This window comes from Roseobacter litoralis Och 149 (assembly GCF_000154785.2).
GTDB classification, from domain to species: Bacteria; Pseudomonadota; Alphaproteobacteria; order Rhodobacterales; family Rhodobacteraceae; genus Roseobacter; species Roseobacter litoralis.
The window spans coordinates 2,534,391-2,555,269 of record NC_015730.1; the positions used below are offsets into that span (position 1 = coordinate 2,534,391).

At 57.2% G+C, this 20,879-nt stretch carries 23 protein-coding genes; 4 read left to right on the top strand and 19 right to left on the bottom strand.

Annotated features, from left to right (window positions below):
- Nucleotides 1–8: 8 nt before the first annotated feature.
- The 4 genes from RLO149_RS12000 to tatA are packed head-to-tail and all read right to left on the bottom strand — an operon-like array spanning nucleotide 9 to nucleotide 2,367.
- Entirely contained in the window at nucleotides 9–854 is an 846-nt protein-coding gene (locus RLO149_RS12000; RefSeq protein ID WP_013962363.1) for an ATP-binding protein, read from the bottom strand.
- Entirely contained in the window at nucleotides 851–1,699 is an 849-nt protein-coding gene (gene tatC / locus RLO149_RS12005) for a twin-arginine translocase subunit TatC (RefSeq protein WP_013962364.1), read from the bottom strand. Before tatC ends, RLO149_RS12000 begins: the two co-directional genes overlap by 4 nt.
- A complete protein-coding gene (gene tatB / locus RLO149_RS12010; RefSeq protein ID WP_013962365.1) occupies nucleotides 1,696–2,151 on the bottom strand; it encodes a Sec-independent protein translocase protein TatB in 456 nt (151 codons plus the stop codon). The genes tatC and tatB overlap by 4 nt, the downstream gene beginning before the upstream one ends.
- Nucleotides 2,152–2,154: 3 nt before the next feature.
- Nucleotides 2,155–2,367, bottom strand: a complete 213-nt coding sequence (gene tatA, locus RLO149_RS12015) for a twin-arginine translocase TatA/TatE family subunit (protein ID WP_011569372.1) — start codon at nucleotides 2,365–2,367, stop codon at nucleotides 2,155–2,157.
- 219 nt (nucleotides 2,368–2,586) lie between these two features.
- Here tatA and RLO149_RS12020 point away from each other — a divergent pair, with 219 nt between their 5' ends.
- Nucleotides 2,587–2,916: a hypothetical protein gene (locus tag RLO149_RS12020; protein ID WP_013962366.1), complete on the top strand. Its 330-nt coding sequence runs from the start codon at nucleotides 2,587–2,589 to the stop codon at nucleotides 2,914–2,916.
- A complete protein-coding gene (locus RLO149_RS12025) occupies nucleotides 2,903–3,568 on the top strand; it encodes a helix-turn-helix transcriptional regulator (RefSeq protein ID WP_013962367.1) in 666 nt (221 codons plus the stop codon). The genes RLO149_RS12020 and RLO149_RS12025 overlap by 14 nt, the downstream gene beginning before the upstream one ends.
- Before the next feature lie 53 nt (nucleotides 3,569–3,621).
- Here RLO149_RS12025 and RLO149_RS12030 read toward each other — a convergent pair whose 3' ends face one another.
- From RLO149_RS12030 to RLO149_RS12045, 4 genes are all read right to left on the bottom strand, one after another.
- Nucleotides 3,622–3,981: a Lin0512 family protein gene (locus RLO149_RS12030; protein ID WP_013962368.1), complete on the bottom strand. Its 360-nt coding sequence runs from the start codon at nucleotides 3,979–3,981 to the stop codon at nucleotides 3,622–3,624.
- Entirely contained in the window at nucleotides 3,974–4,324 is a 351-nt protein-coding gene (locus RLO149_RS12035) for a Lin0512 family protein (protein WP_013962369.1), read from the bottom strand. Before RLO149_RS12035 ends, RLO149_RS12030 begins: the two co-directional genes overlap by 8 nt.
- Nucleotides 4,324–5,430: an ABC transporter ATP-binding protein gene (locus RLO149_RS12040; protein WP_013962370.1), complete on the bottom strand. Its 1,107-nt coding sequence runs from the start codon at nucleotides 5,428–5,430 to the stop codon at nucleotides 4,324–4,326. Before RLO149_RS12040 ends, RLO149_RS12035 begins: the two co-directional genes overlap by 1 nt.
- A gap of 178 nt (nucleotides 5,431–5,608) precedes the next feature.
- Nucleotides 5,609–6,388, bottom strand: a complete 780-nt coding sequence (locus RLO149_RS12045; RefSeq protein WP_013962371.1) for an SDR family oxidoreductase — start codon at nucleotides 6,386–6,388, stop codon at nucleotides 5,609–5,611.
- A 119-nt stretch (nucleotides 6,389–6,507) separates the two neighbouring features.
- Between RLO149_RS12045 and RLO149_RS12050 the strand changes: the two genes are divergently transcribed.
- Together RLO149_RS12050 and RLO149_RS12055 are read left to right on the top strand one after the other, a co-directional pair.
- On the top strand, nucleotides 6,508–8,115 hold the full coding sequence (locus RLO149_RS12050; RefSeq protein ID WP_013962372.1) for a peptide chain release factor 3: 1,608 nt from the start codon (nucleotides 6,508–6,510) through the stop codon (nucleotides 8,113–8,115).
- A gap of 364 nt (nucleotides 8,116–8,479) precedes the next feature.
- Nucleotides 8,480–9,934, top strand: a complete 1,455-nt coding sequence (locus RLO149_RS12055; protein WP_013962373.1) for a DEAD/DEAH box helicase — start codon at nucleotides 8,480–8,482, stop codon at nucleotides 9,932–9,934.
- 59 nt (nucleotides 9,935–9,993) lie between these two features.
- Here RLO149_RS12055 and RLO149_RS12060 read toward each other — a convergent pair whose 3' ends face one another.
- The 11 genes from RLO149_RS12060 to nuoI form a co-directional block, all read right to left on the bottom strand.
- Nucleotides 9,994–11,661: a ribonuclease J gene (locus RLO149_RS12060; RefSeq protein ID WP_013962374.1), complete on the bottom strand. Its 1,668-nt coding sequence runs from the start codon at nucleotides 11,659–11,661 to the stop codon at nucleotides 9,994–9,996.
- A gap of 4 nt (nucleotides 11,662–11,665) precedes the next feature.
- Complete coding sequence (locus RLO149_RS12065) at nucleotides 11,666–12,439, bottom strand: type III pantothenate kinase (protein ID WP_013962375.1); 774 nt, start codon at nucleotides 12,437–12,439, stop codon at nucleotides 11,666–11,668.
- A gap of 16 nt (nucleotides 12,440–12,455) precedes the next feature.
- On the bottom strand, nucleotides 12,456–13,217 hold the full coding sequence (locus RLO149_RS12070) for a biotin--[acetyl-CoA-carboxylase] ligase (protein WP_044025658.1): 762 nt from the start codon (nucleotides 13,215–13,217) through the stop codon (nucleotides 12,456–12,458).
- Nucleotides 13,218–13,250: 33 nt separating this feature from the next.
- Entirely contained in the window at nucleotides 13,251–14,693 is a 1,443-nt protein-coding gene (nuoN, locus tag RLO149_RS12075; RefSeq protein ID WP_013962377.1) for an NADH-quinone oxidoreductase subunit NuoN, read from the bottom strand.
- Nucleotides 14,694–14,705: 12 nt separating this feature from the next.
- Nucleotides 14,706–16,247, bottom strand: coding sequence for an NADH-quinone oxidoreductase subunit M (locus RLO149_RS12080; RefSeq protein ID WP_013962378.1), 1,542 nt, complete (start codon nucleotides 16,245–16,247; stop codon nucleotides 14,706–14,708).
- Entirely contained in the window at nucleotides 16,247–18,352 is a 2,106-nt protein-coding gene (gene nuoL / locus RLO149_RS12085; protein ID WP_013962379.1) for an NADH-quinone oxidoreductase subunit L, read from the bottom strand. Before nuoL ends, RLO149_RS12080 begins: the two co-directional genes overlap by 1 nt.
- A 131-nt stretch (nucleotides 18,353–18,483) precedes the next feature.
- A complete protein-coding gene (gene nuoK, locus RLO149_RS12090) occupies nucleotides 18,484–18,789 on the bottom strand; it encodes an NADH-quinone oxidoreductase subunit NuoK (RefSeq protein ID WP_011569388.1) in 306 nt (101 codons plus the stop codon).
- Nucleotides 18,790–18,882: 93 nt separating this feature from the next.
- Entirely contained in the window at nucleotides 18,883–19,365 is a 483-nt protein-coding gene (locus RLO149_RS12095) for a hypothetical protein (RefSeq protein ID WP_013962380.1), read from the bottom strand.
- A gap of 3 nt (nucleotides 19,366–19,368) precedes the next feature.
- Nucleotides 19,369–19,971 (bottom strand): NADH-quinone oxidoreductase subunit J, encoded by a 603-nt coding sequence (locus RLO149_RS12100; protein WP_013962381.1) that lies wholly within the window; start codon nucleotides 19,969–19,971, stop codon nucleotides 19,369–19,371.
- Nucleotides 19,968–20,387: a carboxymuconolactone decarboxylase family protein gene (locus RLO149_RS12105; RefSeq protein ID WP_013962382.1), complete on the bottom strand. Its 420-nt coding sequence runs from the start codon at nucleotides 20,385–20,387 to the stop codon at nucleotides 19,968–19,970. Before RLO149_RS12105 ends, RLO149_RS12100 begins: the two co-directional genes overlap by 4 nt.
- Nucleotides 20,384–20,878, bottom strand: coding sequence for an NADH-quinone oxidoreductase subunit NuoI (nuoI, locus tag RLO149_RS12110; protein ID WP_013962383.1), 495 nt, complete (start codon nucleotides 20,876–20,878; stop codon nucleotides 20,384–20,386). The genes RLO149_RS12105 and nuoI overlap by 4 nt, the downstream gene beginning before the upstream one ends.
- Nucleotide 20,879 lies beyond the last annotated feature (1 nt).

Below are 20,879 nucleotides of genomic sequence, written 5' to 3' on the forward strand. Positions count from 1 at the left end.
CTTGGCCACTATGCGTTCAGGGTGACACCCTTGCGCCCAGCCAAATCAGTGAAATACTGCCACGCCACACGCCCGGAGCGTGATCCGCGCGTCGCTTGCCATTCAATCGCTTCGGCACGCAGCGTGTCGTCATCAATATCCACGCCATGCGCGTCGCAATACCCGCGTATCATTTGCAGGTATTGATCCTGATCACAGGGGTGAAAGCCCAGCCAGAGACCGAAGCGATCAGAGAGTGACACCTTTTCTTCCACCGCTTCGGAAGGGTTGATCGCTGACCCCCGCTCATTCTCAATCATATCGCGCGGCATCAGATGGCGTCTGTTGGATGTCGCGTATAGCACCACGTTATCGGGGCGTCCCTCGATGCCACCATCAAGCACCACTTTCAGGCTTTTGTAATGCGCGTCATCATGGCCAAACGACAGATCGTCACAAAACAGGATAAAGCGATAGCGGCTGCCCCGTAGCAAGTTCAGCAACCGGCCGACCGACGGCAGGTCCTCGCGCTGCAATTCGACAATACGCAGAGCCTCATGTGACGCATGAACTTTACCGTGTATTGATTTGACTAGGCTTGATTTTCCCATGCCGCGCGCGCCCCACAAAAGCGCGTTATTTGCGGGTAACCCTTTGGCAAACTGCTCGGTATTGGCAAACAACGTGTCCCGCGAGCGATCCACACCAACCAACAAGGGCAAATCAATCCGCGATACGTTTTCAACCGGTTCCAGCCGGTCCGGTTCCGTGTGCCACACGAAAGCAGAAGCTTGAGAGAAATCAGGCGCTTCCAGCGGTGCGGGTGCCATGCGCTCAAGCGCAGCGGCGATCCTTTCCATCGGGTCTTTGATCACGCAGGGTCATCCTCATCGTCATAATACCCTTCGGCCCGCAGTTTGGCTTCGCGCTTGGTTTCAACGCGTTTCACGAGGAAAATCGACACCTCGTAGAGCCCATAAACCACCACGAACAGGATCGCCTGCGTTATCACATCAGGCGGTGTGACCAGAGCCGCGAGCACAAGGATGGCCACAACCGCATATTTGCGCACGTTGCCCAGCCCCTCGGCACTGACCAGACCGGCCTTACCCATCAGCGTCAGCAACACGGGCAATTGAAAGCACATGCCAAAGGCCACAATGAATTTGATTGTCAGGTTCAGGTATTCCTGTGCCGAGCCTTGAAAGACCACACTCAAGCCCGGACTGGAGTCAGGATCGCCGACGACCGCCTCGCCCTCAGCGCCAAACTGCTGAAACCCCAGAAAGAAATCGTAAGCCAGTGGCGTCACGACGTAGAAGGCAAAGGATGCTCCCAACAGAAACATCACCGGCGACGAGATCAGGAACGGCAGAAAAGCGCCCTTTTCGTTCTTGTACAGACCCGGGGCCACAAACCGCCACATCTGATGAGCGATCACCGGAAAAGACAGCATAAAGCCACCCAGCAACGACACTTTGATCGCGACAAAGAAGCCTTCCTGCGGGCTGATAAAGATCAGATCACAATCCTGTCCGCGATCCGCCAGAACCGCACAGAGCGGGTCCGTCAGAAAGTTGAATATCGGCGTTGCCACGGTAAAGCAGATGATCATACCGATCAAAAACGCGATGACCGAGCGGATCAACCGGGTGCGCAGCTCGGCCAGATGCTCGATCAGCGGTGCAGCACTTTCGTCCATGTCTTCGGATGCGCTCATGTCTCGTTCTTTTCAGGGGGCGTCACGGCAGCCTCGAGTTCTGAAGCGCGGGCCTGCGCCTCTTGCGCTTCTTTCAGCTTACGATCCGCTGCGGCGCGCGCTGTGGCGGCCTGGATCTTTTTGGCATTTTGTGCGCGTTCCGCTTTGTCAGCTGCCAGCTTTCCCGTCTCGCTGTCGGGATCAAACTTGCCCAGATCCGATGCGGCGGATTTCACACTGTCCATGGCGGAATTCACAGGGTTCACGGCCGCCTTGAGGCTCTTGGTGACGTCGCTGACACCAGAATCAGCGGCGGCGTCATTCATCGCTCTGCTGAACTCACGCGCCATGCCCTTGGCCTTTCCGACGAACTGCCCAAGCGTGCGGAACATCACGGGCAAGTCTTTGGGACCAATCACAATAAGCGCTACGATGCCGATGACCAGCATCTCTGTCCAGCCAAGGTCGAACATGGTTCAGACCTTGTCTTTTTCAGTCTCAGGTGTCACGTCTTTCGCTTGCTCAGATGCGGTCGTGATCTCGTCCTGTCCTTCGCTCACACCTTTTTTAAAGGACGTGATGCCCTTACCGACTTCCCCCATCAGGCTGGAAATTTTACCGCGCCCAAAGAGGACAAGCACCACGACCGCGATCAGCAAAAGTCCCGGCAGACCAATATTGTTTAACATTCTCATGCTCCCAAAAGAAATTCGCCCGTCAAATGCAGGGCTGTCATGTTTAACTGTAGAAAAAGCGGGACAGAGGCTAAACCGCAATCTGCATCAAAAGGAGAGTTGCGGCGATCAATTGCGTTAATTTTAGCGCTCGCAAAACTCAACTGACAGGTTTATGTCAGTTGCATCCTGTCAGAAGCTTCGCATTGCAGATCACATACAAGGAATACGTGCATGACTGACACTACTGTAGCTGAAATCGTAACTTTTCGTCTGAACGCGGGCACGGACCCGGACCACTTTGCGAAGGCTGCCGCGCAAATGACGCCGTTTTTACATCGGACTGGCGCGGTTATATCGCGCACCCTCAGCCGTGACGAGACCGGCGGTTGGGTGGATCACATCACATGGACATCGATGACAGCGGCAAAAGACGCCGCGAGCGCAATCATGGCCGCCCCCGAAGCGGCACCTTTCATGAAAATGATTGATGCGCAAAGCGTCAACCTGCGCCACGCCGACATTCATTTTTCTTGGGCACCGGAGGATCATGCGCCGCACTGACCGCCTTTTTGACATCATCCAGATCCTGCGCGACGGCAACTTGCACCGCGCGCAGGACATGGCCGAGCAGTTGGAAGTGTCCACGCGCACGATTTACCGCGACATGGACACGCTGGTCGCCTCCGGCGTTCCGGTGCAGGGGGAACGGGGCGTGGGGTATATGATTACTGAGGCGATCACCCTGCCCCCGTTGACGCTCTCCGTTGCTGAGATGGAAGCGCTGAACCTCGGCATCGCCATTGTCGGCGAAGCGGCTGATCCCGACCTCAAGGCTGCCGCATTGAGCCTCGGGGCAAAAATTGACGCCGTGTCCCCAAGCCGCGTTATCGCACAGGCCGATGAATGGAAATTTGCCGTCTATCCGTTTGCCGATGCGACCCGCGCATTTGCGCATATGCCAACCTTGCGCGCCGCGATCAAGGCCCGCCAAAAGGTCGAATTGAATTACCAATCAAAGCGAAATGCCCGCACCCGTCGGATCGTGCGCCCGCTGCATATGGAATATTGGGGGCGCATCTGGACGTTGACGGCGTGGTGCGAACTCAGGCAAGCGTTTCGTGTCTTTCGCGTCGATCTGATCGAGACCGCACAAGCCTTGCCGGAGCTATTTGTTGATGAGCCCGGCAAAACACTGGCGGATTACACGCCTTAACCGCCGCGGATTTGTTCAGGATCCTGTGCGCCCTATGGCCGCCGGCTGCTTGCTCAGCTTTTGAGCGTCCACCCGGTTTGTAGCGGCAGGAATGCCTCAACACTGGCTTGCGCCACCACGATGGGATCACCGCTTACCGTTTCAACGTTCAGCCCTCCCTTAACAACACGGACCGATGCCCGCCCGCGCGGCAGCGTGTCCACAAGCGCCTGTGCATCCACCGCATCGGGGTCCTGAACCCCCACGGTCACCTGAACGCGCATGACCTCATGGCTCAGCCCCAGCAGGCCGAACAAAGGGATCGAGGAATGTCGAAACGCGTCTTCAATCGCGCGTTTGGCGGCCTTGGTATAATCCTGACCGTGCAGATCATTGCCCATACCCATTTCGATGATCATGCGTTGTTCAGTCATTGATCCGCTCCATGTCAAAGCCCACGGTCAGCGCCACATTCGCCATTATCGTCGGATGCCCGTCGCCATCCGGGCGCGGAATATCGAGGCCACCCACCTGCACGCGGACCTCCGCCTGACCATAGGGAAATACCTTGAGCACTTCGCCAACATCGACTTTCTCGGGTGCCTGAACCCCCACATCCACGAGAATGCGCATGTCCGTTTTCTCAAAGCCGAACAGTTCAGCCAGATTGATGGAGTTGTGCCAAAGCGCATCCTTTACGCCCCGCACAGCCGCTTGTGTGTAATCCCCCCGCCGCAGCGAGGTGCCCATGCCAAATTCAACCAACAGTTTTTGCATCATGTTCCCTTGTCTGTCCGTTCCGAGACCGGAAAGATGAAACACCGGTCCCGCCGTATTGTCAGCCACATCACCGTGCCGGGTTTGGGCAGGAACACGTTCGGTACGGTGGATTTCAAAACCGATCCGTCATGATCCAGCCGGAACTCAACAAGGCTTTCGTTGCCCATGAAGCGCGATCTCTCAACCAGCGCCCGCACGGCGGTGCCATCACTGGCCGTCGGTTTGGGCCCTTGTCCTGCGCGGTCAAAATCGATGCGCAGATGCTGCGGGCGAAACACAATGTCAACGGGCGTGCCATCGGGCACACCGGGGGCCAGAAAGCTGCCAAAGGGGGTGCGCGCCAGCGCGCCGTTCACCTCGGCCGCAATGACATTTGCATCAGAAAAGAACGCCACGGCAGCCCTGTCCATGGGGCGCGTATAGACATTATAGGGCGCGCCCTGCTGGACAATACGGCCATCGCGCATCAGCGCAATTTCATCGGCCATACGCATGGCTTCTTCGGGTTCATGTGTGACCAGCAAAACAGCCGTGTCCTGCTCTTTCAGGATCGTCAGCGTTTCATCCCGGATGCCGTCTCGCAACCGGTTATCAAGGCCGGAAAACGGTTCATCCATCAGCATGATTTTCGGTTTTGGGGCCAACGCACGCGCCAAGGCGACCCGCTGTTGCTCGCCCCCGGAAAGTTGATGCGGAAAGCCGTCGATGAAACGTTTCAGGTCCACACGCTCCAACAACTCTTCGATCCGGGCACGTCTTTCGGCTTTGCCACCGGTTTTGAGGCCAAAGCCCACGTTGTCTGCCACACTCAGATGTGGAAACAGGGCAAAGTCCTGAAACATGAGCCCAATTTCACGCCGTTCCGGAGGGACGCGATGCGCGGTATCGCAAATCAGTTTGCCATCCACATAGATTTCACCGCTGTCCTGCATCTCAACGCCCGCGATCACACGCAGCGTTGTGGACTTACCACAGCCCGATGGCCCCAAAAGACAGGTCACCTGACCCCGGTTGATGCGCAATGAGACGTTATCTACAACCCGGCGACCATCAAATGCACAGCAAATATCTTTAATTTCGAGCCGGGGCGCATCAGTCGTCACAGAGTTCTCCGGATATCTTATAGAATTTCTCGGAATAGCAGCTATCAGCCCAACCGCGCGCCCGCAAGCACCGACAGCGCCCGGTTTTGATCACGCCGCATGCCAATCCAGTCGGAGCCGCATTTCGCGCGCCATCTGCAGAACCATTACCGGGTTTCGAGGACGCCCGTCGCCTCTTTTAAATCGTTGCGTTCGTGGCACCGCCGTCCAGCAGGATGTTCTGCCCGACGATGAACCCCGCATGTTGCGAACATAAAAACGCACATGTTGCGCCAAATTCCTCTGCCGTACCGTAGCGGCGTGCGGGAATGGTGGCGCTGCGTTTCGCGCGGGCCTCTTCCCTCGTGATGCCCTCGCGCTCCATCACGCCGCCATCAAGGGCCAGCGCCCGGTCCGTATCGTGGATGCCCGGCAAAAGGTTATTCATGATCACCCCTTTTTCAGCGACCTGACGACTTGTCCCCGCCACATAGCCGGTCAAACCGGTGCGGGCTGCATTGCTCAGGCCAAGTTGCGGGATCGGTGCCTTGACGGATTGCGAGGTGATGTTCACCACCCGGCCCCAGCCGCGCGTCATCATGCCGGGCACCAGCTGCTTGATCATCGCAATCGGGGCCAGCATGTTGGCATCCAGCGCCTTGATGAAATCATCGCGGTCCCAATCCTGCCAGAGACCCGGGGGGGGACCACCGGCATTATTGACCAGAATGTCCACTTCACCCGCCGCCGCGAGAACTTTGGCGCGCCCCGTGTCAGTGGCGATATCGCCTGCAACGGTCGTGACGTCCACGTCGAATTCGGTTCTGATCGCGCTTGCCGCCGCTTCGAGTGCGTCAACGCCGCGCGCATTCATGACCACATCCACGCCAGCCGCCGCAAGCGCGCGCGCGCAGCCCAGCCCCAAACCCTTTGATGACGCGCAGATGATGGCGCGCTTGCCTTTTATTCCCAAATCCATGGTCTGTTCCCCTTTGTTGGCCTTTGCGTAGCATCAAAAACGCAAGCTGCACCAGCAGGCAAGCGACATTTCCCGCTGCTCTCTTGCTTTGCCTCATTGCAGCGCCTATAGCCGCAGACATGCTCGATACATCAAAAAACCGCGCGGATTTGCCGCCTGAAATTGCCCGGCGACGCACGTTTGCGATCATCAGCCACCCGGATGCCGGCAAGACCACATTGACCGAAAAATTCCTGCTCTTTGGCGGGGCCATTCAGATGGCGGGTCAGGTACGCGCGAAAGGCGAAGCACGCCGCACACGTTCCGATTTCATGGCGATGGAGAAGGACCGCGGCATCTCTGTCTCCGCCTCCGCCATGTCATTTGATTTCAAAGAGTTCCGCTTTAACCTTGTGGACACGCCCGGACACAGCGATTTTTCCGAGGACACATATCGCACGCTCACCGCCGTGGATGCAGCGGTGATGGTGATTGACGGGGCGAAAGGTGTGGAAAGCCAAACGCAGAAACTCTTTGAAGTTTGCCGTCTGCGCGACCTGCCCATCTTGACATTTTGCAACAAAATGGACCGCGAGAGCCGGGATGTTTTCGAAATTATTGACGAAATACAAGAAAACCTCGCCATTGACGTGACCCCGGCCAGTTGGCCCATCGGGGTGGGCCGGGACTTTATCGGATGTTACGATATCCTACGGGACCGACTGGAACTGATGGATCGCGCCGACCGAAACCGCGTTGCGGAAAGCGTCGAGATCAATGGCTTGGACGATCCTAAACTGGCCGAGCTGGTCCCGGAAGAATTGCTTGAAAAGCTGCGCGAAGATCTCGAGATGGCGCGCGAACTCTTGCCACCGCTTGACATCGAAGCGATGCACGAAGGATCGCTGACACCGATCTGGTTCGGATCCGCCATCAATTCCTTTGGCGTCAAGGAACTGATGGAGGGCATCGCACAATACGGCCCACAACCGCAGATTCAATCCGCCGAACCGCGCCAGATTTTGCCTGAGGAAAAGAAAGTCTCCGGCTTTGTCTTCAAGGTGCAGGCGAACATGGATCCAAAGCACCGGGATCGCGTTGCATTTGTGCGCATCGCGTCCGGCCATTTCAACCGGGGTATGAAACTGACCCATGTCCGTATGAAAAAACCGATGGCGATTTCAAACCCGGTTATGTTTCTCGCCTCTGACCGCGAGTTGGCGGAAGAGGCTTGGGCAGGCGATATCATCGGCATTCCGAACCACGGCCAGTTGCGCATCGGCGACACGCTGACCGAAGGCGAAGCGATCCGCGTGACAGGTATCCCCTCGTTCGCGCCGGAACTTTTGCAGACCGTGCGTGCAGGTGATCCGCTCAAGGCCAAGCATCTGGAAAAAGCCCTGATGCAGTTCGCCGAAGAAGGGGCTGCCAAAGTGTTCAAACCCGCCATTGGCTCGGGGTTTGTCGTCGGAGTGGTCGGGCAGTTGCAATTCGAAGTGCTGGCCAGTCGCATTGAACTGGAATACGGCCTGCCGGTCAGGTTCGAGGCGTCACAGTTCACATCAGCGCGCTGGGTCAGCGGCGACAAGCTGGCGGTCGACAAGTTCACCGAAAGCAACAAGCAGCATATCGCAAAGGACCACGACGGCGACATTGTCTATCTGACGCGACTGCAGTGGGACATCGACAGGGTGGAGCGGGATTATCCGCAGGTGACATTAACCGCGACCAAGGAAATGATGGTGTAAAACGCGCGCCAGTATACATGGCGCGCATTCCCGATGCCTCATCTTGGTCTGTCTGGCAAAAGAAGGACTGGTTTTGACATGCCGGGCCATGGCGTTGAGCCAGTTGCAAAAATACCAGAAGCGCTCTTTTCCAGCTATTTTCATGCATAGATCAGACAAACCGGGGGCGCATGCCACCGCGTTTTACTCTAAAGCGCATCGGCACAAACGGAATCCTTAATTGTTCTGTGTCAACTGTTTGACCAATCGCTGACGAATTGGTAAGCAGGCGCAGCATATCGCGGGAGAACCGCCGTTTTGGGCCATGCGGGCCGATGTGAAAGCTGCCGCGGGCCGAGAATGTGTCCGCAAATTACGGATACATATGATAAAATTCTCTGAGTTGAACCTCAATCCTAAAGTATTGAAGGCAATTGACGAAGCCGGGTACGAAACCCCCACCCCAATTCAAGCTGGTGCGATCCCCCCTGCTCTTGCAGGTCGTGATGTATTGGGGATTGCGCAAACCGGGACCGGTAAAACCGCCAGCTTCACGCTGCCGATGATTACCCTTTTGGCCCGTGGGCGCGCCCGCGCACGGATGCCGCGCAGTCTTGTGCTGTGCCCTACGCGTGAACTCGCGGCACAAGTTGCTGAAAACTTTGATACCTATACGAAACACCTCAAGCTCACCAAGGCACTGCTGATTGGTGGTGTGTCCTTTAAAGAACAGGACAAGCTGATTGATAAAGGTGTCGATGTCCTGATTGCGACGCCTGGGCGTTTGCTCGATCATTTCGAACGCGGCAAATTGCTGTTGACTGGCGTGCAGATCATGGTCGTGGACGAGGCGGACAGGATGCTTGATATGGGGTTCATTCCAGATATCGAACGTATCTTCAGCCTGACACCGTTTACCCGCCAGACGCTGTTCTTTTCAGCCACCATGGCACCGGAAATTGAACGGATCACGAACACCTTCCTGTCCGCACCGGAACGGGTCGAAGTAGCGCGTCAGGCAACGGCCAGTGAAACCATTGAGCAAGGCGTGCTCAAGTTCAAAGCCTCTCGCAAAGATCGTGAAGGAACGGAAAAACGCAAGTTACTGCGCGCCCTGATTGATGCCGAAGGTGAAAAATGCACCAATGCCATCATCTTTTGCAACCGCAAAACGGACGTGGATATTGTCGCCAAGTCATTGAAGAAATACAATTATGACGCGGCCCCTATTCACGGGGACTTGGACCAGAGCCAGCGAACACGCACGCTTGACGGGTTTCGCGACGGGTCCTTGAAATTTCTGATCGCCTCTGATGTGGCCGCACGCGGCCTTGATGTGCCTGCGGTCAGCCATGTGTTCAACTTCGACGTGCCCGGCCATGCCGAGGATTATGTCCACCGCATCGGTCGCACCGGACGTGCCGGGCGTGACGGTAAGGCGATCATGATCTGCGTGCCGCGCGATGAGCGCAACCTCGAAGACATCGAGCGGCTTGTGCAGCGGGAAATACCGCGGCTGGACAATCCCTTGGGCACCCCGGCGGAGCCAGAGGAAAAGACGACCGCGAGTGAGCCGGCTGTAACGGAAAAACCGAAACGCACGCGAACACGCGCGCCGCGTAAAAGTGACAAACCGCAAGATACAGTGCCTGAACCCGAGATCGCACCAACACCTGCAGAAGCCCCTCCTGCCGCTGAACCAGCGCAGGCACCCCGTGCACGGGGCGGCCGGAACCGCAGCACGTCCGGCAGAGATCGTGGTGGAGCGGGCGTGATCGGCTTGGGCGATCATACCCCGGAATTCATAGGTCTCAGCTTCAAGGAGCGGATCGGGAGCTGATAGCGACTGCAAGACAAGAAAGGCCGGGCTGCTTTCCCAAAAGCAGCCCGGCCTTTCGTTTAGCTTAACCGGCTGACGATCACGCTGACCTCAGGCTTCTTGCCAATCTCGTCTTGTGACGTCTGACGCACAACGCGGCGCAGACCTTCGTTCAGACGATCATCATCCCGCATCGTCTTGGGATCCGCCCGCCCGAGCCACTGGCCAAGGTCCGCTTCGAGCACGTCGACCAAGGACGCCTTGCTGCGTCCGGTTTCCGGCAACCCCTTGAGTTCGCACCATGGATCGCCAAGCGGTTCGTCGTCTTCATCCACAATCAGCGTCACCACCACATGCCCGTTCAGCGCCATGCGAATACGATCCCGCACGACACCGTCCAACGCACCGATCTGCACTGTCCCATCCAGATAGGTACGGCCCGTTTCAACATATTCCGCGATCTTGGGCTTGTTCCCGGACAAATCAACCATCATGCCATTCACGGCCAGAACACCCGTTCTGCCATTTTGTTCGGCGATTTTCACATGTTCGCGCAGATGGCGATGTTCGCCGTGCATGGGGATCACAACCTGCGGATTGACGATCTCGCTAAGGCGTTCCAGATCGGGCCGGTTTGCGTGGCCCGAAACATGATAGAGCCCGGAGCTGTCATCCACCACATCAACCCCCAGTTCGGAAAAGGCGTTGATGATCCGGATCACCCCTTTTTCGTTGCCCGGGATGGTTTTGGATGAGAACAGGAACAGGTCTCCCTCCTTCATCTCCATGCCCTGATACTTGCCGCGCGCGAGTTGCGCCGAGGCCGCGCGCCGCTCCCCCTGCGAGCCAGTGACGAGCAACATCAGGTTTTCGCGTGGAATCGATTTGGCTTCTTCCGGGCTCACGACGGATGGAAAATCCTGCAAGACGCCGGTTTCGGCTGATGCCTCGATCATGCGGCGCATTGCGCGCCCCATCAGAACGATGGAACGCCCTGCCCGCACCCCCGCATCCGCGAGCGTTTTAACGCGCGCCACGTTGGAGGCAAATGTCGTCGCGACAACCATGCCTTGCGCGCTCTGGACAAGCTTTGTGATCTCTGGCCCAACCGACGCTTCAGAGCGACCGGGATGTTGCGAAAACACGTTCGTGCTGTCACAGATCAGCGCCTTGACGCCGTCCTTGCTGACCTCAGCCCAGAGTTCGGGATCAAAGGCTTCACCCACCAGCGGGGTTTCATCCAATTTGAAATCACCTGAGTGGATCACGCGCCCTTCGGGCGTATCAATCACCATGGCCGAGCTTTCAGGGATCGAATGGGAAATCGGCAAAAAGCTCACTTGGAAAGGCCCGGCCGAAACCGTCTCGGGCCAGGGCGATACAGTGTGCACAGCGTCTTCGGGATGGCCATGCTCTGCCATTTTGCGTCGCGCAATATTGGCCGTGAACGCGCGGGCGTAAATCGGCGCACCCAACCGCTCATAGGTATGTGCCACGGCGCCCACGTGGTCTTCATGCGCATGGGTCACAAACACAGCCTCAATCCGGTCGCGCCGTTCCTGCAACCACGTGATATCGGGCAGGATCAGGTCAACGCCGGGGCTGCCATCCATATCCGGAAAGGCCACGCCCATATCCACCACGATCAGCCGTTCCGCATTCGGTTTGCCGTATCCGTAAACATAGGCGTTCATGCCAATTTCGCCCGCCCCACCGAGGGGCAGATAGATCAGTCTTTCACTGCTCATAGAATTATTCTTTTTCCTTGTTGTACTTATAAATCACGGTCAGACCGTGCATTGTCAGATCTTCCTGATACGCATCAAAAAGCGCCTCAGATTGCTGGAAAAGGGGTGCCAGCCCACCCGTTGAAATCACGCGCATCTCGCGGGCGCGTTCCGCCTTTATCCGGTCGCATATCTCACGCACGAGGCCGACATAACCCCAAAAAACGCCAGATTGCATGCAGGCGACAGTATTTGTGCCCACCACGCTTTGCGGTTTGGTGATATCGACATGCGGAAGGGCTGCAGCGGCCTGATGCAACGCCTCAAGGCTCAGGTTCACGCCGGGGGCGATCACACCACCGACATAGGCGCCATCGGTGTCGACGACATCAAAGGTTGTCGCGGTGCCAAAATCGACCATGATCAAATCACCACCGAAAAGGTCAAACCCAGCGACTGTGTTGACCAGCCGGTCCGGGCCGACCTGCGTCCCTTCGTCCACGCGCACATCGACGGGCAGCAGGCAGTCGGGTTTGCCAACCACAAGCGGGCGCGTGTTAAAATACCTGTCCGCAAAGACGCGCAAATTGAACACCACACGCGGCACGGTCGAGGAGATGATTACATCGGTGATGTCGACTTCGAGTTTCTGAAACTGCATCAGCGTTCTGAGCCAGACATAGTATTGATCTGCGGTGCGCTGCCATTCTGTCGACGTGCGCCAGGTCGCAACAAAACGTGTCCCGTCCCAGAGGGAAAAGACGGTATTCGTGTTGCCGCAATCAATTGCCAGTAACATAGCCGCGCGCCCCTTCTCAGAAATAGACATCTGCTGCTGCGATGGACATGACACCGCGCGGGCCGCGTAACACGAGATGCCCCTCGGCGTCCACATCTTCGAAAGTCCCTGAGTATTCCTCTCGGGTCGTGCGTGCCGTTATCACCTCGCCGATGCGGGCAGCATGTGCCAGCCACCCGGTCCGGATCGGCTCAAAACCGTACTGCTGAAACTGTTGTTCAAGATTGGCAAAGTGGCAGGCGAGCACCTCAAAAAAGGTCTCAGGCAGCACCCGAACGGACGTTTCACTCAGGATCGACACCGGTTTCAGGGCGGTCGCCTCGACATCACTTGCTGGCGGGGCGGCAACAAGATTGACCCCAACGCCAATGGACAAAAAACCAGTCTGCTGGCCCGCACCCGTGCTCTCAAGCAAAATGCCCGCGACCTTGCCACCGTTGAGCAACACGTCATTGGGCCATTTCAAGGCCAAACCCTTCTCCCGGCCTGTCACTTCGACAAACGCACGGTAGAGCGCCAGAGACATGATAAATGACCGCAGCGCGGCTTGCGTCGGTGGTCCTGCGGGACGCAAGAGCAGCGTCGCCGCAAAATTACCCTCGGGCATGGACCATGGCCGCCCGCGTCTGCCTCTTGCTGTGGTCTGCCGCCGCGCAAAAATCCAAAGCGGGGTCGCAGCCTTGGGGGCTTGTCGCGCGGCTTCATCCAGAGTGCTGTCGACTTCGTTCAACTGCAATCGGCCATAACCTTCAGGCCAGCTATCACCCGTCAACGACATATACCCCGGCACAAATGCGCGCGGCCCCGTCGGTCAGTTAACAAGTGTTGCAGCGGCGGAGGCAGCGGCGGTTTCGACACCGAACATATTGGCAATGCCCAGTACCATGATGGCCGCGGACACCAGCAGGAAGCCTGACAAAACCGGCGATCCCCCCTTGTCCAACCCGTCTTCCTTTTCGTCGCCGAAATACATGAAGAATACGATGCGCAGATAGTAATAGGCCCCGATGACCGATGCGATGACCCCCGCAATGGCCAGCCATGCGAACCCCGCTTCATAGGCGGCGCGCAAGACGTAGAATTTGCCAAAGAACCCAAGCATCGGCGGCACGCCCGCCAGCGAGAACAGCAAGACCAGCATGGCCAGCGCCTTGCCCGGTTCCTTCTTGGAATACATGTTCAGAGATGAGATATCCGTAACCGGCTGGCCATCCTTTTCCATCATCAGGATAAAGGCGAAGGTGCCGACGTTCATTGTCACATAGATCGCCATATAGATCAGCATCGCCTGCACACCGAGCACCGTGCCAGCAGCCAGACCCATCAGCGCATAGCCCATATGCGCAATCGACGAAAAGGCCATCAGACGTTTGATGTTTGTCTGCCCAATGGCGGCGACCGCGCCAAGGAACATGGAACACAGCGACAAGAGCGCGACGATCTGGCTCCAGTCGCTGATGGCATTGCCGAACGCGTCATGCAGCACGCGCGCAAACAGCCCCATCGCGGCCACTTTGGGGGCGGTGGCGAAAAAGGCGGTGACAGGGGTGGGCGCACCCTCATAGACATCCGGTGTCCACATGTGGAACGGCACGGCGGAGACTTTGAACGCCAGCCCGGCGATCAGGAACACGAGGCCGAACAGCAGACCGAGGGAGACGTCGCCATGCTGCGCCGTCTCGATGATCCCCGAAAAGAGCGTTGTTCCGGCATAGCCGTAGATCAGCGATGCCCCATAGAGCAGCAGACCAGAGGACAACGCGCCAAGCACAAAGTACTTCAGCCCGGCTTCGGTGGATTTCACACTGTCCCGGCGCAGCGACGCGATTACATAGAGCGCAAGCGACTGAAGCTCGAGCCCCATATAGAGCGCCATCAGATCACCGGCGGATACCATGACCATCATACCGACCACGGAAAGAGCCAGCAAAAGCGGATATTCAAAGCGCAGCAGGTCGCGCGCCTTCATGTAGCCTTCGGACATCACCAAAACGGCGGCGGCGGCAAAGAGGATCGTCACCTTGGCAAAACGGGCGAACCCATCTTCGATCAGCATGCCGCCAAAGGCTACGTTTGTCCCCTCACCGTCCACTGTAATCCATGCGCCCAGTGCCACCATCAGACCGGCGGTCAACCAGACAAGCACCGAGGCCATGCCATCCTTGGTCGTGTAAACAGCCACCAGCAGCATCACCATGGCGTAGAGCGACAGGATAATTTCCGGCAGGATGAGGGTCAGATCAGCGGTTATCATCGTATCCATCCTTTAGTTCGACGCCAGTTGGCTTGCAGCTTCTGCTGCACTCAGCGCCGTATCATAGCCTGCAACCAATGCCGCCACCGACGGCCCGGTAATATCGAGCACCAATGCGGGGTAAACCCCCAAAAGCAGCGTCATCGCCACAAGGGGTGCGAATATCCAACGCTCGCGCGACGTCATGTCGGTAATAGATTTCAGGCTTTCCTTGATCAGATCCCCCATCACCACGCGGCGATAAAGCCAGAGCGCATAGGCCGCCGAGAAAATCACTCCGGTCGTGGCCACTGCGGCAACCCATGTGTTGACCTGAAACACGGCCATGAGTGTCAGGAACTCGCCGACAAAGCCAGATGTGCCCGGCAGACCCACATTGGCCATCGTGAATAACATGAAAATCAGCGCATAGGCCGGCATCCGGTTTACCAGACCGCCATAGGCGTCGATTTCGCGGGTGTGCATCCGGTCATAGATCACGCCAACACACAGGAACAGCGCGCCGGAAATGAACCCGTGGCTTATCATCTGAAAAATTGCGCCATCGACGCCCTGTTGATTGGCCGCAAAGATACCCATCGTGACAAACCCCATATGGGCCACGGACGAATAGGCGATCAGCTTTTTCATGTCTTCCTGCACGAGTGCCACCAGCGAGGTATAGACGATCGCGATGGCCGACAGCCACAGGATCATCGGCGCCCAGATATCAGCCGCCACCGGAAACATCGGCAGCGAGAAACGGATGAACCCGTAGCCGCCGAGTTTCAACAGGATCGCCGCCAGCACCACGGACCCGGCAGTCGGGGCCTGAACGTGGGCATCCGGCAGCCATGTATGCACCGGCCACATGGGCATCTTGACGGCGAAGCTTGCAAAGAAGGCAAGGAACAGGAGTGTCTGCATCCCCCCGACAATCTGAATGCCCAGAAGGTCGAAATCGGCAAAGGAGAATTCATGACGCAACAGCATTTCAATATCTGTGGTGCCCGCATCGGCAAACATACCCACCATCGCCACCAGCATCAGCACGGAGCCGAGGAAGGTATAGAGGAAGAACTTGAAGCTCGCATAGATGCGGTTCGCCCCGCCCCAGATGCCGATGATCAGGAACATGGGGATCAAGCCGGCCTCAAAGAACAGGTAGAACAAGACCAGGTCGAGCGCCATGAAGACGCCAAGCATCAGCGTCTCAAGCAGCAGGAAGGCGATCATATATTCCTTGACCCGCAGGGTGACATTCCACGACGCGGCAATCACCAGCGGCATCATGAAGGTCGTGAGCATCACGAAGAGCACCGAGATGCCATCAACGCCCATTTTGTATTCAAGACCCAGCAGCCAGTCGCGTTCTTCCACGAATTGAAACCCGGTGTCCTGCGGGTCAAACCCGGCCAGAATGAACAGCGAGACAAGGAAGGTCGCCACCGTGGCAAACATCGCCACGCGCTTGGCGTTGAGGTTGGCTGCCTCATCATCGCCGCGCAAAAAGACCGCAAGGATCAACGCCGCCATGGCCGGAATAAAGGTTACGATGGAAAGAAGATTGCCCATCAGTTGGCCCCTCCTGACAGTGTCATCCAAGTGACCAGCACTGCGATGCCGATGACCATGGCGAAGGCATAGGTAAAGATATAACCGGACTGCGCACGCCCGGCGAGGCGGGTAAAGAACGGGATAATGCCCATGGCGATGCCGTTCAGTCCCCCGTCGATCACATCCCCATCACCGCGTTTCCACAGGAATGAGCCGATCCATTTGGCCGGAATGACAAACACGATGTTATAGAGTTCGTCAAAGTACCATTTGTTCTTGAGGAACAGGTACAAGGGGCGTTGGTTTTCGGCCAGCCGCTTGGGCAGTTCGGGGTTCACGATGTAGAACCAATAGGCCATCAGAAAGCCGATCAACATGGCCGCGAAAGGCGATGTCTTAACCCAATATGGCACCTTATGGGCGTCATCGAGCAGAGTGTTATCGGGTGCGATGTACAGCGCCCCTTCACCCGGCACCCCGGCAAAGACGTAATGATGCTCGCCCTCTTTGGCACCATGGCTGTCCTCGGCCTTATCATCGCCATGACCCTCAGCGCCATGCTCAGAGGCTTCGGCATAGGGAATGCCATAGAACTTCGCCACTTTATCCGTGTGGCCAAAGAACGACCCGTACCAGACCATACCAGCAAAAATCGCCCCAAGCGCCAGCACACCCAGCGGAATAATCATGACCATCGGGCTTTCATGCGCGTGGTCGTGGGTGTGTTTGTCGCCCCGTGGCGTGCCGTAAAACGTCAGGAACATCAAACGCCAGCTATAGAAACTGGTGAACAGTGCGGCGATCACAAGCGCCCAGAACCCATACATGGACCCGGCAGCAAAAGCGCTTTCCACGATCGCATCTTTGGAATGGAAGCCCGCAAACCCGATCGGTATCTCGCCCAATGTCACAATCCAGACAGGGATACCAACACCCGTGATGGCAAGCGTGCCGATCATCATGGCCCAGAAGGTATAGGGGATTTTCTTGCGCAAGCCGCCGTAGTTCATCATGTCTTGCTCATGGTGCATCGCATGGATCACCGAGCCTGCGCCGAGAAACAGCATCGCCTTGAAGAAAGCATGTGTAAACAGGTGGAACATGGCCGCTGAATACATGCCAACACCTGCCGCGACGAACATATACCCCAACTGCGAACAGGTCGAATAGGCGATCACCCGTTTGATGTCCGTCTGCACCAGTCCCACCGTGGCCGCGAAGAACGCCGTTGTTGCGCCCAGCACGGTGACGAATGCCATGGCTTCGGGTGCGAATTCCATGATCGGCGACATCCGGCACACAAGGAAAACACCCGCCGTGACCATCGTGGCCGCATGGATCAGCGCGGACACAGGCGTTGGCCCTTCCATCGCGTCCGGCAGCCATGTGTGCAAAAACAACTGCGCCGATTTCCCCATCGCGCCGATGAAAAGCAGGAAGGCGATCAGATTTGCCGCGTTCCATTCGGTCCAAAGAAAGGTCAGCTGCGTCTCTGCCAGTTCTGGCGCGGCGGCAAAGATGTCATCAAAATTGATGCTATCCGTCAGGAAAAACAGCGCAAAAATCGCCAGCGCAAAGCCGAAGTCCCCAACGCGGTTGACGACGAACGCCTTGATCGCCGCCGCATTTGCCGAGGGTTTGCGATAGTAAAAGCCGATCAGAAGGTAGGACGCGACGCCCACCCCTTCCCAGCCAAAAAACATCTGCACAAGGTTGTCCGCCGTGACCAGCATCAACATCGCAAAGGTAAAGAACGACAGATAGGCAAAGAAGCGCGGCTTGTAGCTCTCGTCGTCTTTCCACTGCGGGTCTTTATCCATGTAGCCAAAGGAATAAAGATGAACGAGGCTCGACACGGTGGTGATGACGACCAGCATGATCGCGGTCAGCCGGTCCAGTCGGATCGCCCAATCCGTACTGAGGCTACCGCTTTCGATAAAGCGCAAAATCTGGATTTGCTCAGTCGTGCCGTCAAAGGTGAGAAACACAACCCACGACAAGAGAGCCGACAGGAAAAGCAGCCCGGTGGCAATCCAGCAGGCGGCAGCTTCTCCGATAAATTTCCAGCTGAAACCACACAGGAGCGCACCAACAAGCGGGGCAAAGAGGAGTATTGTTTCCATCAGTCTGTTTCCTTGGTGCCACCACGGCAATCTGGGTCATATTCGTTCAGGCCAGCCCAAGGGCATATCGCCCCGCTGACCAAAAAACTGTCAGCCGTGTGCTGCGCGTGCGTCTTTGATCGGTGCATGTCTTAGCCCTTCATCACGTTGACGTCTTCGACCGCAATCGTGCCCCGGTTGCGGAAGAAGCAGACGAGGATAGCGAGGCCAATCGCCGCTTCGGCGGCAGCGACGGTCAAAACAAAGAGCGTGAAAACCTGCCCTACGAGATCATCGAGAAAGCTTGAGAAAGCGACGAGGTTGATATTCACCGCCAGCAACATCAATTCGATGCTCATCAGAAGGATGATGATGTTCTTACGGTTCAAAAAGAGCCCGAAAATCCCGATCACGAATAGTGTGGCAGCAACGGTAAGATAGTGTTCCAAACCAATCATTGTTCTTCCTTCCGGAGCGCTAAGACCCCGTTTTCGTTCCTATGTCGCCGGGGCATTTGCCCCGCCACGCTAAGCTCAAATCGAGCCCTTTCGTTACAGGCCTTCCAGCCTGAATGCTTCCTTGTCGCCCCGCAGGCCCGGATAAAAAGCGGCGCAGGCGCAAGGCTCAAGCGCCCATACCTCAACCGACACATCCCGCGCCACCTTTTTCAGATCGTCCGACATGCGCCCCAGCGTTGCAAAAACCCGCGCACCCGTTTCATGCTGCGCCACAATTGCCATGGCGTCTTCGGTCCGGTCGAAGGGCGGTCGTTTGTTCATGTTTTCCTCAGCCGTGCGGAATTGCAGCACGTCGCCCGATTGGCAATCCGCAATTACGATATCCGTTGCGGACCCTTCCTGTGACCACCAGTCGCGCCACATCACGCGACCCTCCCCCAGATCGACATGATCCGCCTCACCGCCGTGGCTGACATGGGTGGTGCGTGTGCACTCCGACGCCGTCATGGCAAAGGCTGAGGACGCCGTAAATACGGCAATCGCGCTCAGCACATGATATGAAGCCCAACGCGTCATGGATCAGAGGCCCTGCCCCGATTTGACATCCTTGAGTTCCATCGCCTTGGCCGGGTCACGCATCATTTGCGCCACGACATCCTGGCGTTTCACATCAGAGCGGTGGCGCAGCGTCAGCACAATCGCCCCGATCATGGCGACCAGCAGGATCAGTCCACTCAACTGGAACAGCAGGAAATACTGATCATAAAGGATCAAGCCCAAGGCTTCGGTGTTATGCCGGTCCACAGGTGTCACCTGCGCGCGCATGCCTTCGGCGGCGGCGTTGCTTTCCCATGCGCCAAAAGCGATGGCGAATTGCATCAACAACACAACGCCGATCAGCAACGCCAGCGGCAGGTATTTCGACATCTCCGCCTTGAGTTCCGCAAAATCCACGTCGAGCATCATGACGACGAACAGGAACAGAACCGCGACGGCCCCGACATAGACGATGATCAACAGCATCGCGACGAATTCAGCGCCGAGCAGAACGAATAGACCGGCTGCCGAGAGAAAAGCGAGGATGAGCCACAGGACCGAATGCACCGGGTTGCGGCTGATGACGGTGAACAAACCGCCTGCGATCACACTGATCGCAAAGAGATAAAAGGCAAAAACCGTCATTCCGCGTCCTTCTCTTCATCCAGAACCTGCTGCGCCAGTTCCAACGCGCGGGTCATCGCTGGCAATCCTGCAAACATCGACATCTGGCCGATGGATTCCACGATATGTTGTTTTGTGGCACCCGCCTCGACCGCGTGGCGCACCGCCTGACGAAAGCCGACGTCGTTCTGCGCACCCTGCATGGTCAGCCCAGCGAGCGTCAGCAGCATCCGCGTGCGCGCATCCAGCCCGCCCTCGTTCAGCGTATTCCCGAACATCATTTCCATCATGTCCTTGGGCATCGTGCCCATCATCTTTTCAAACCCTTTGGGCGAAAACGCCTCCATCGCCGGATAGGATTTCGCCATTTCCTGCGCCTGCGCCATCATCGCGGCAAAAGGGTTCGCGCCCTCGAACGGGTTGTTTTTGTCACTCATCGGTAAGGTGCATCCATCTCAAGGTTGCGCGCGATCTCGGCTTCCCAGCGCTCGCCATTGGCCAGCAGGCGGTCCTTGTCGTAATACAGCTCTTCGCGCGTCTCCGTTGAAAACTCGAAATTGGGCCCCTCGACAATAGCATCCACCGGGCAGGCTTCCTCGCAGAAACCGCAGTAGATGCATTTTGTCATGTCGATGTCATAACGTGTGGTGCGCCGACTGCCGTCATCGCGGGGTTCCGCGTCGATTGTAATGGCCTGCGCCGGGCAAACCGCCTCGCAGAGTTTACAGGCGATACAGCGTTCTTCGCCATTGGGGTAGCGGCGCAGCGCGTGCTCACCCCGAAAACGCGGGGAAAGCGGCCCTTTTTCATGCGGGTAGTTCAGCGTGGCCTTGGGGGCGAAAAAGTACTTGAGACCCAATTTCATACCGACCCAAAAGTCTTGAAGCAGGAAGTATTTCGCATGTCGTGCGTAATCGATCTGTGTCATA

Excerpts from the sequence above, each read along its gene's own strand:
- tatC (WP_013962364.1), bottom strand. The coding sequence starts at position 1,699 with ATGAGCGCATCCGAAGACATGGACGAAAGTGCTGCACCGCTGATCGAG.
- tatB (WP_013962365.1), bottom strand. The coding sequence starts at position 2,151 with ATGTTCGACCTTGGCTGGACAGAGATGCTGGTCATCGGCATCGTAGCG.
- tatA (WP_011569372.1), bottom strand. The coding sequence starts at position 2,367 with ATGTTAAACAATATTGGTCTGCCGGGACTTTTGCTGATCGCGGTCGTG.
- RLO149_RS12020 (WP_013962366.1), top strand. The coding sequence starts at position 2,587 with ATGACTGACACTACTGTAGCTGAAATCGTAACTTTTCGTCTGAACGCG.
- RLO149_RS12025 (WP_013962367.1), top strand. The coding sequence starts at position 2,903 with ATGCGCCGCACTGACCGCCTTTTTGACATCATCCAGATCCTGCGCGAC.
- RLO149_RS12030 (WP_013962368.1), bottom strand. The coding sequence starts at position 3,981 with ATGACTGAACAACGCATGATCATCGAAATGGGTATGGGCAATGATCTG.
- RLO149_RS12035 (WP_013962369.1), bottom strand. The coding sequence starts at position 4,324 with ATGCAAAAACTGTTGGTTGAATTTGGCATGGGCACCTCGCTGCGGCGG.
- RLO149_RS12045 (WP_013962371.1), bottom strand. The coding sequence starts at position 6,388 with ATGGATTTGGGAATAAAAGGCAAGCGCGCCATCATCTGCGCGTCATCA.
- RLO149_RS12050 (WP_013962372.1), top strand. The coding sequence starts at position 6,508 with ATGCTCGATACATCAAAAAACCGCGCGGATTTGCCGCCTGAAATTGCC.
- RLO149_RS12055 (WP_013962373.1), top strand. The coding sequence starts at position 8,480 with ATGATAAAATTCTCTGAGTTGAACCTCAATCCTAAAGTATTGAAGGCA.
- RLO149_RS12060 (WP_013962374.1), bottom strand. The coding sequence starts at position 11,661 with ATGAGCAGTGAAAGACTGATCTATCTGCCCCTCGGTGGGGCGGGCGAA.
- RLO149_RS12065 (WP_013962375.1), bottom strand. The coding sequence starts at position 12,439 with ATGTTACTGGCAATTGATTGCGGCAACACGAATACCGTCTTTTCCCTC.
- RLO149_RS12070 (WP_044025658.1), bottom strand. The coding sequence starts at position 13,217 with ATGTCGTTGACGGGTGATAGCTGGCCTGAAGGTTATGGCCGATTGCAG.
- nuoN (WP_013962377.1), bottom strand. The coding sequence starts at position 14,693 with ATGATAACCGCTGATCTGACCCTCATCCTGCCGGAAATTATCCTGTCG.
- RLO149_RS12080 (WP_013962378.1), bottom strand. The coding sequence starts at position 16,247 with ATGGGCAATCTTCTTTCCATCGTAACCTTTATTCCGGCCATGGCGGCG.
- nuoL (WP_013962379.1), bottom strand. The coding sequence starts at position 18,352 with ATGGAAACAATACTCCTCTTTGCCCCGCTTGTTGGTGCGCTCCTGTGT.
- nuoK (WP_011569388.1), bottom strand. The coding sequence starts at position 18,789 with ATGATTGGTTTGGAACACTATCTTACCGTTGCTGCCACACTATTCGTG.
- RLO149_RS12095 (WP_013962380.1), bottom strand. The coding sequence starts at position 19,365 with ATGACGCGTTGGGCTTCATATCATGTGCTGAGCGCGATTGCCGTATTT.
- RLO149_RS12100 (WP_013962381.1), bottom strand. The coding sequence starts at position 19,971 with ATGACGGTTTTTGCCTTTTATCTCTTTGCGATCAGTGTGATCGCAGGC.
- RLO149_RS12105 (WP_013962382.1), bottom strand. The coding sequence starts at position 20,387 with ATGAGTGACAAAAACAACCCGTTCGAGGGCGCGAACCCTTTTGCCGCG.
- nuoI (WP_013962383.1), bottom strand. The coding sequence starts at position 20,878 with ATGACACAGATCGATTACGCACGACATGCGAAATACTTCCTGCTTCAA.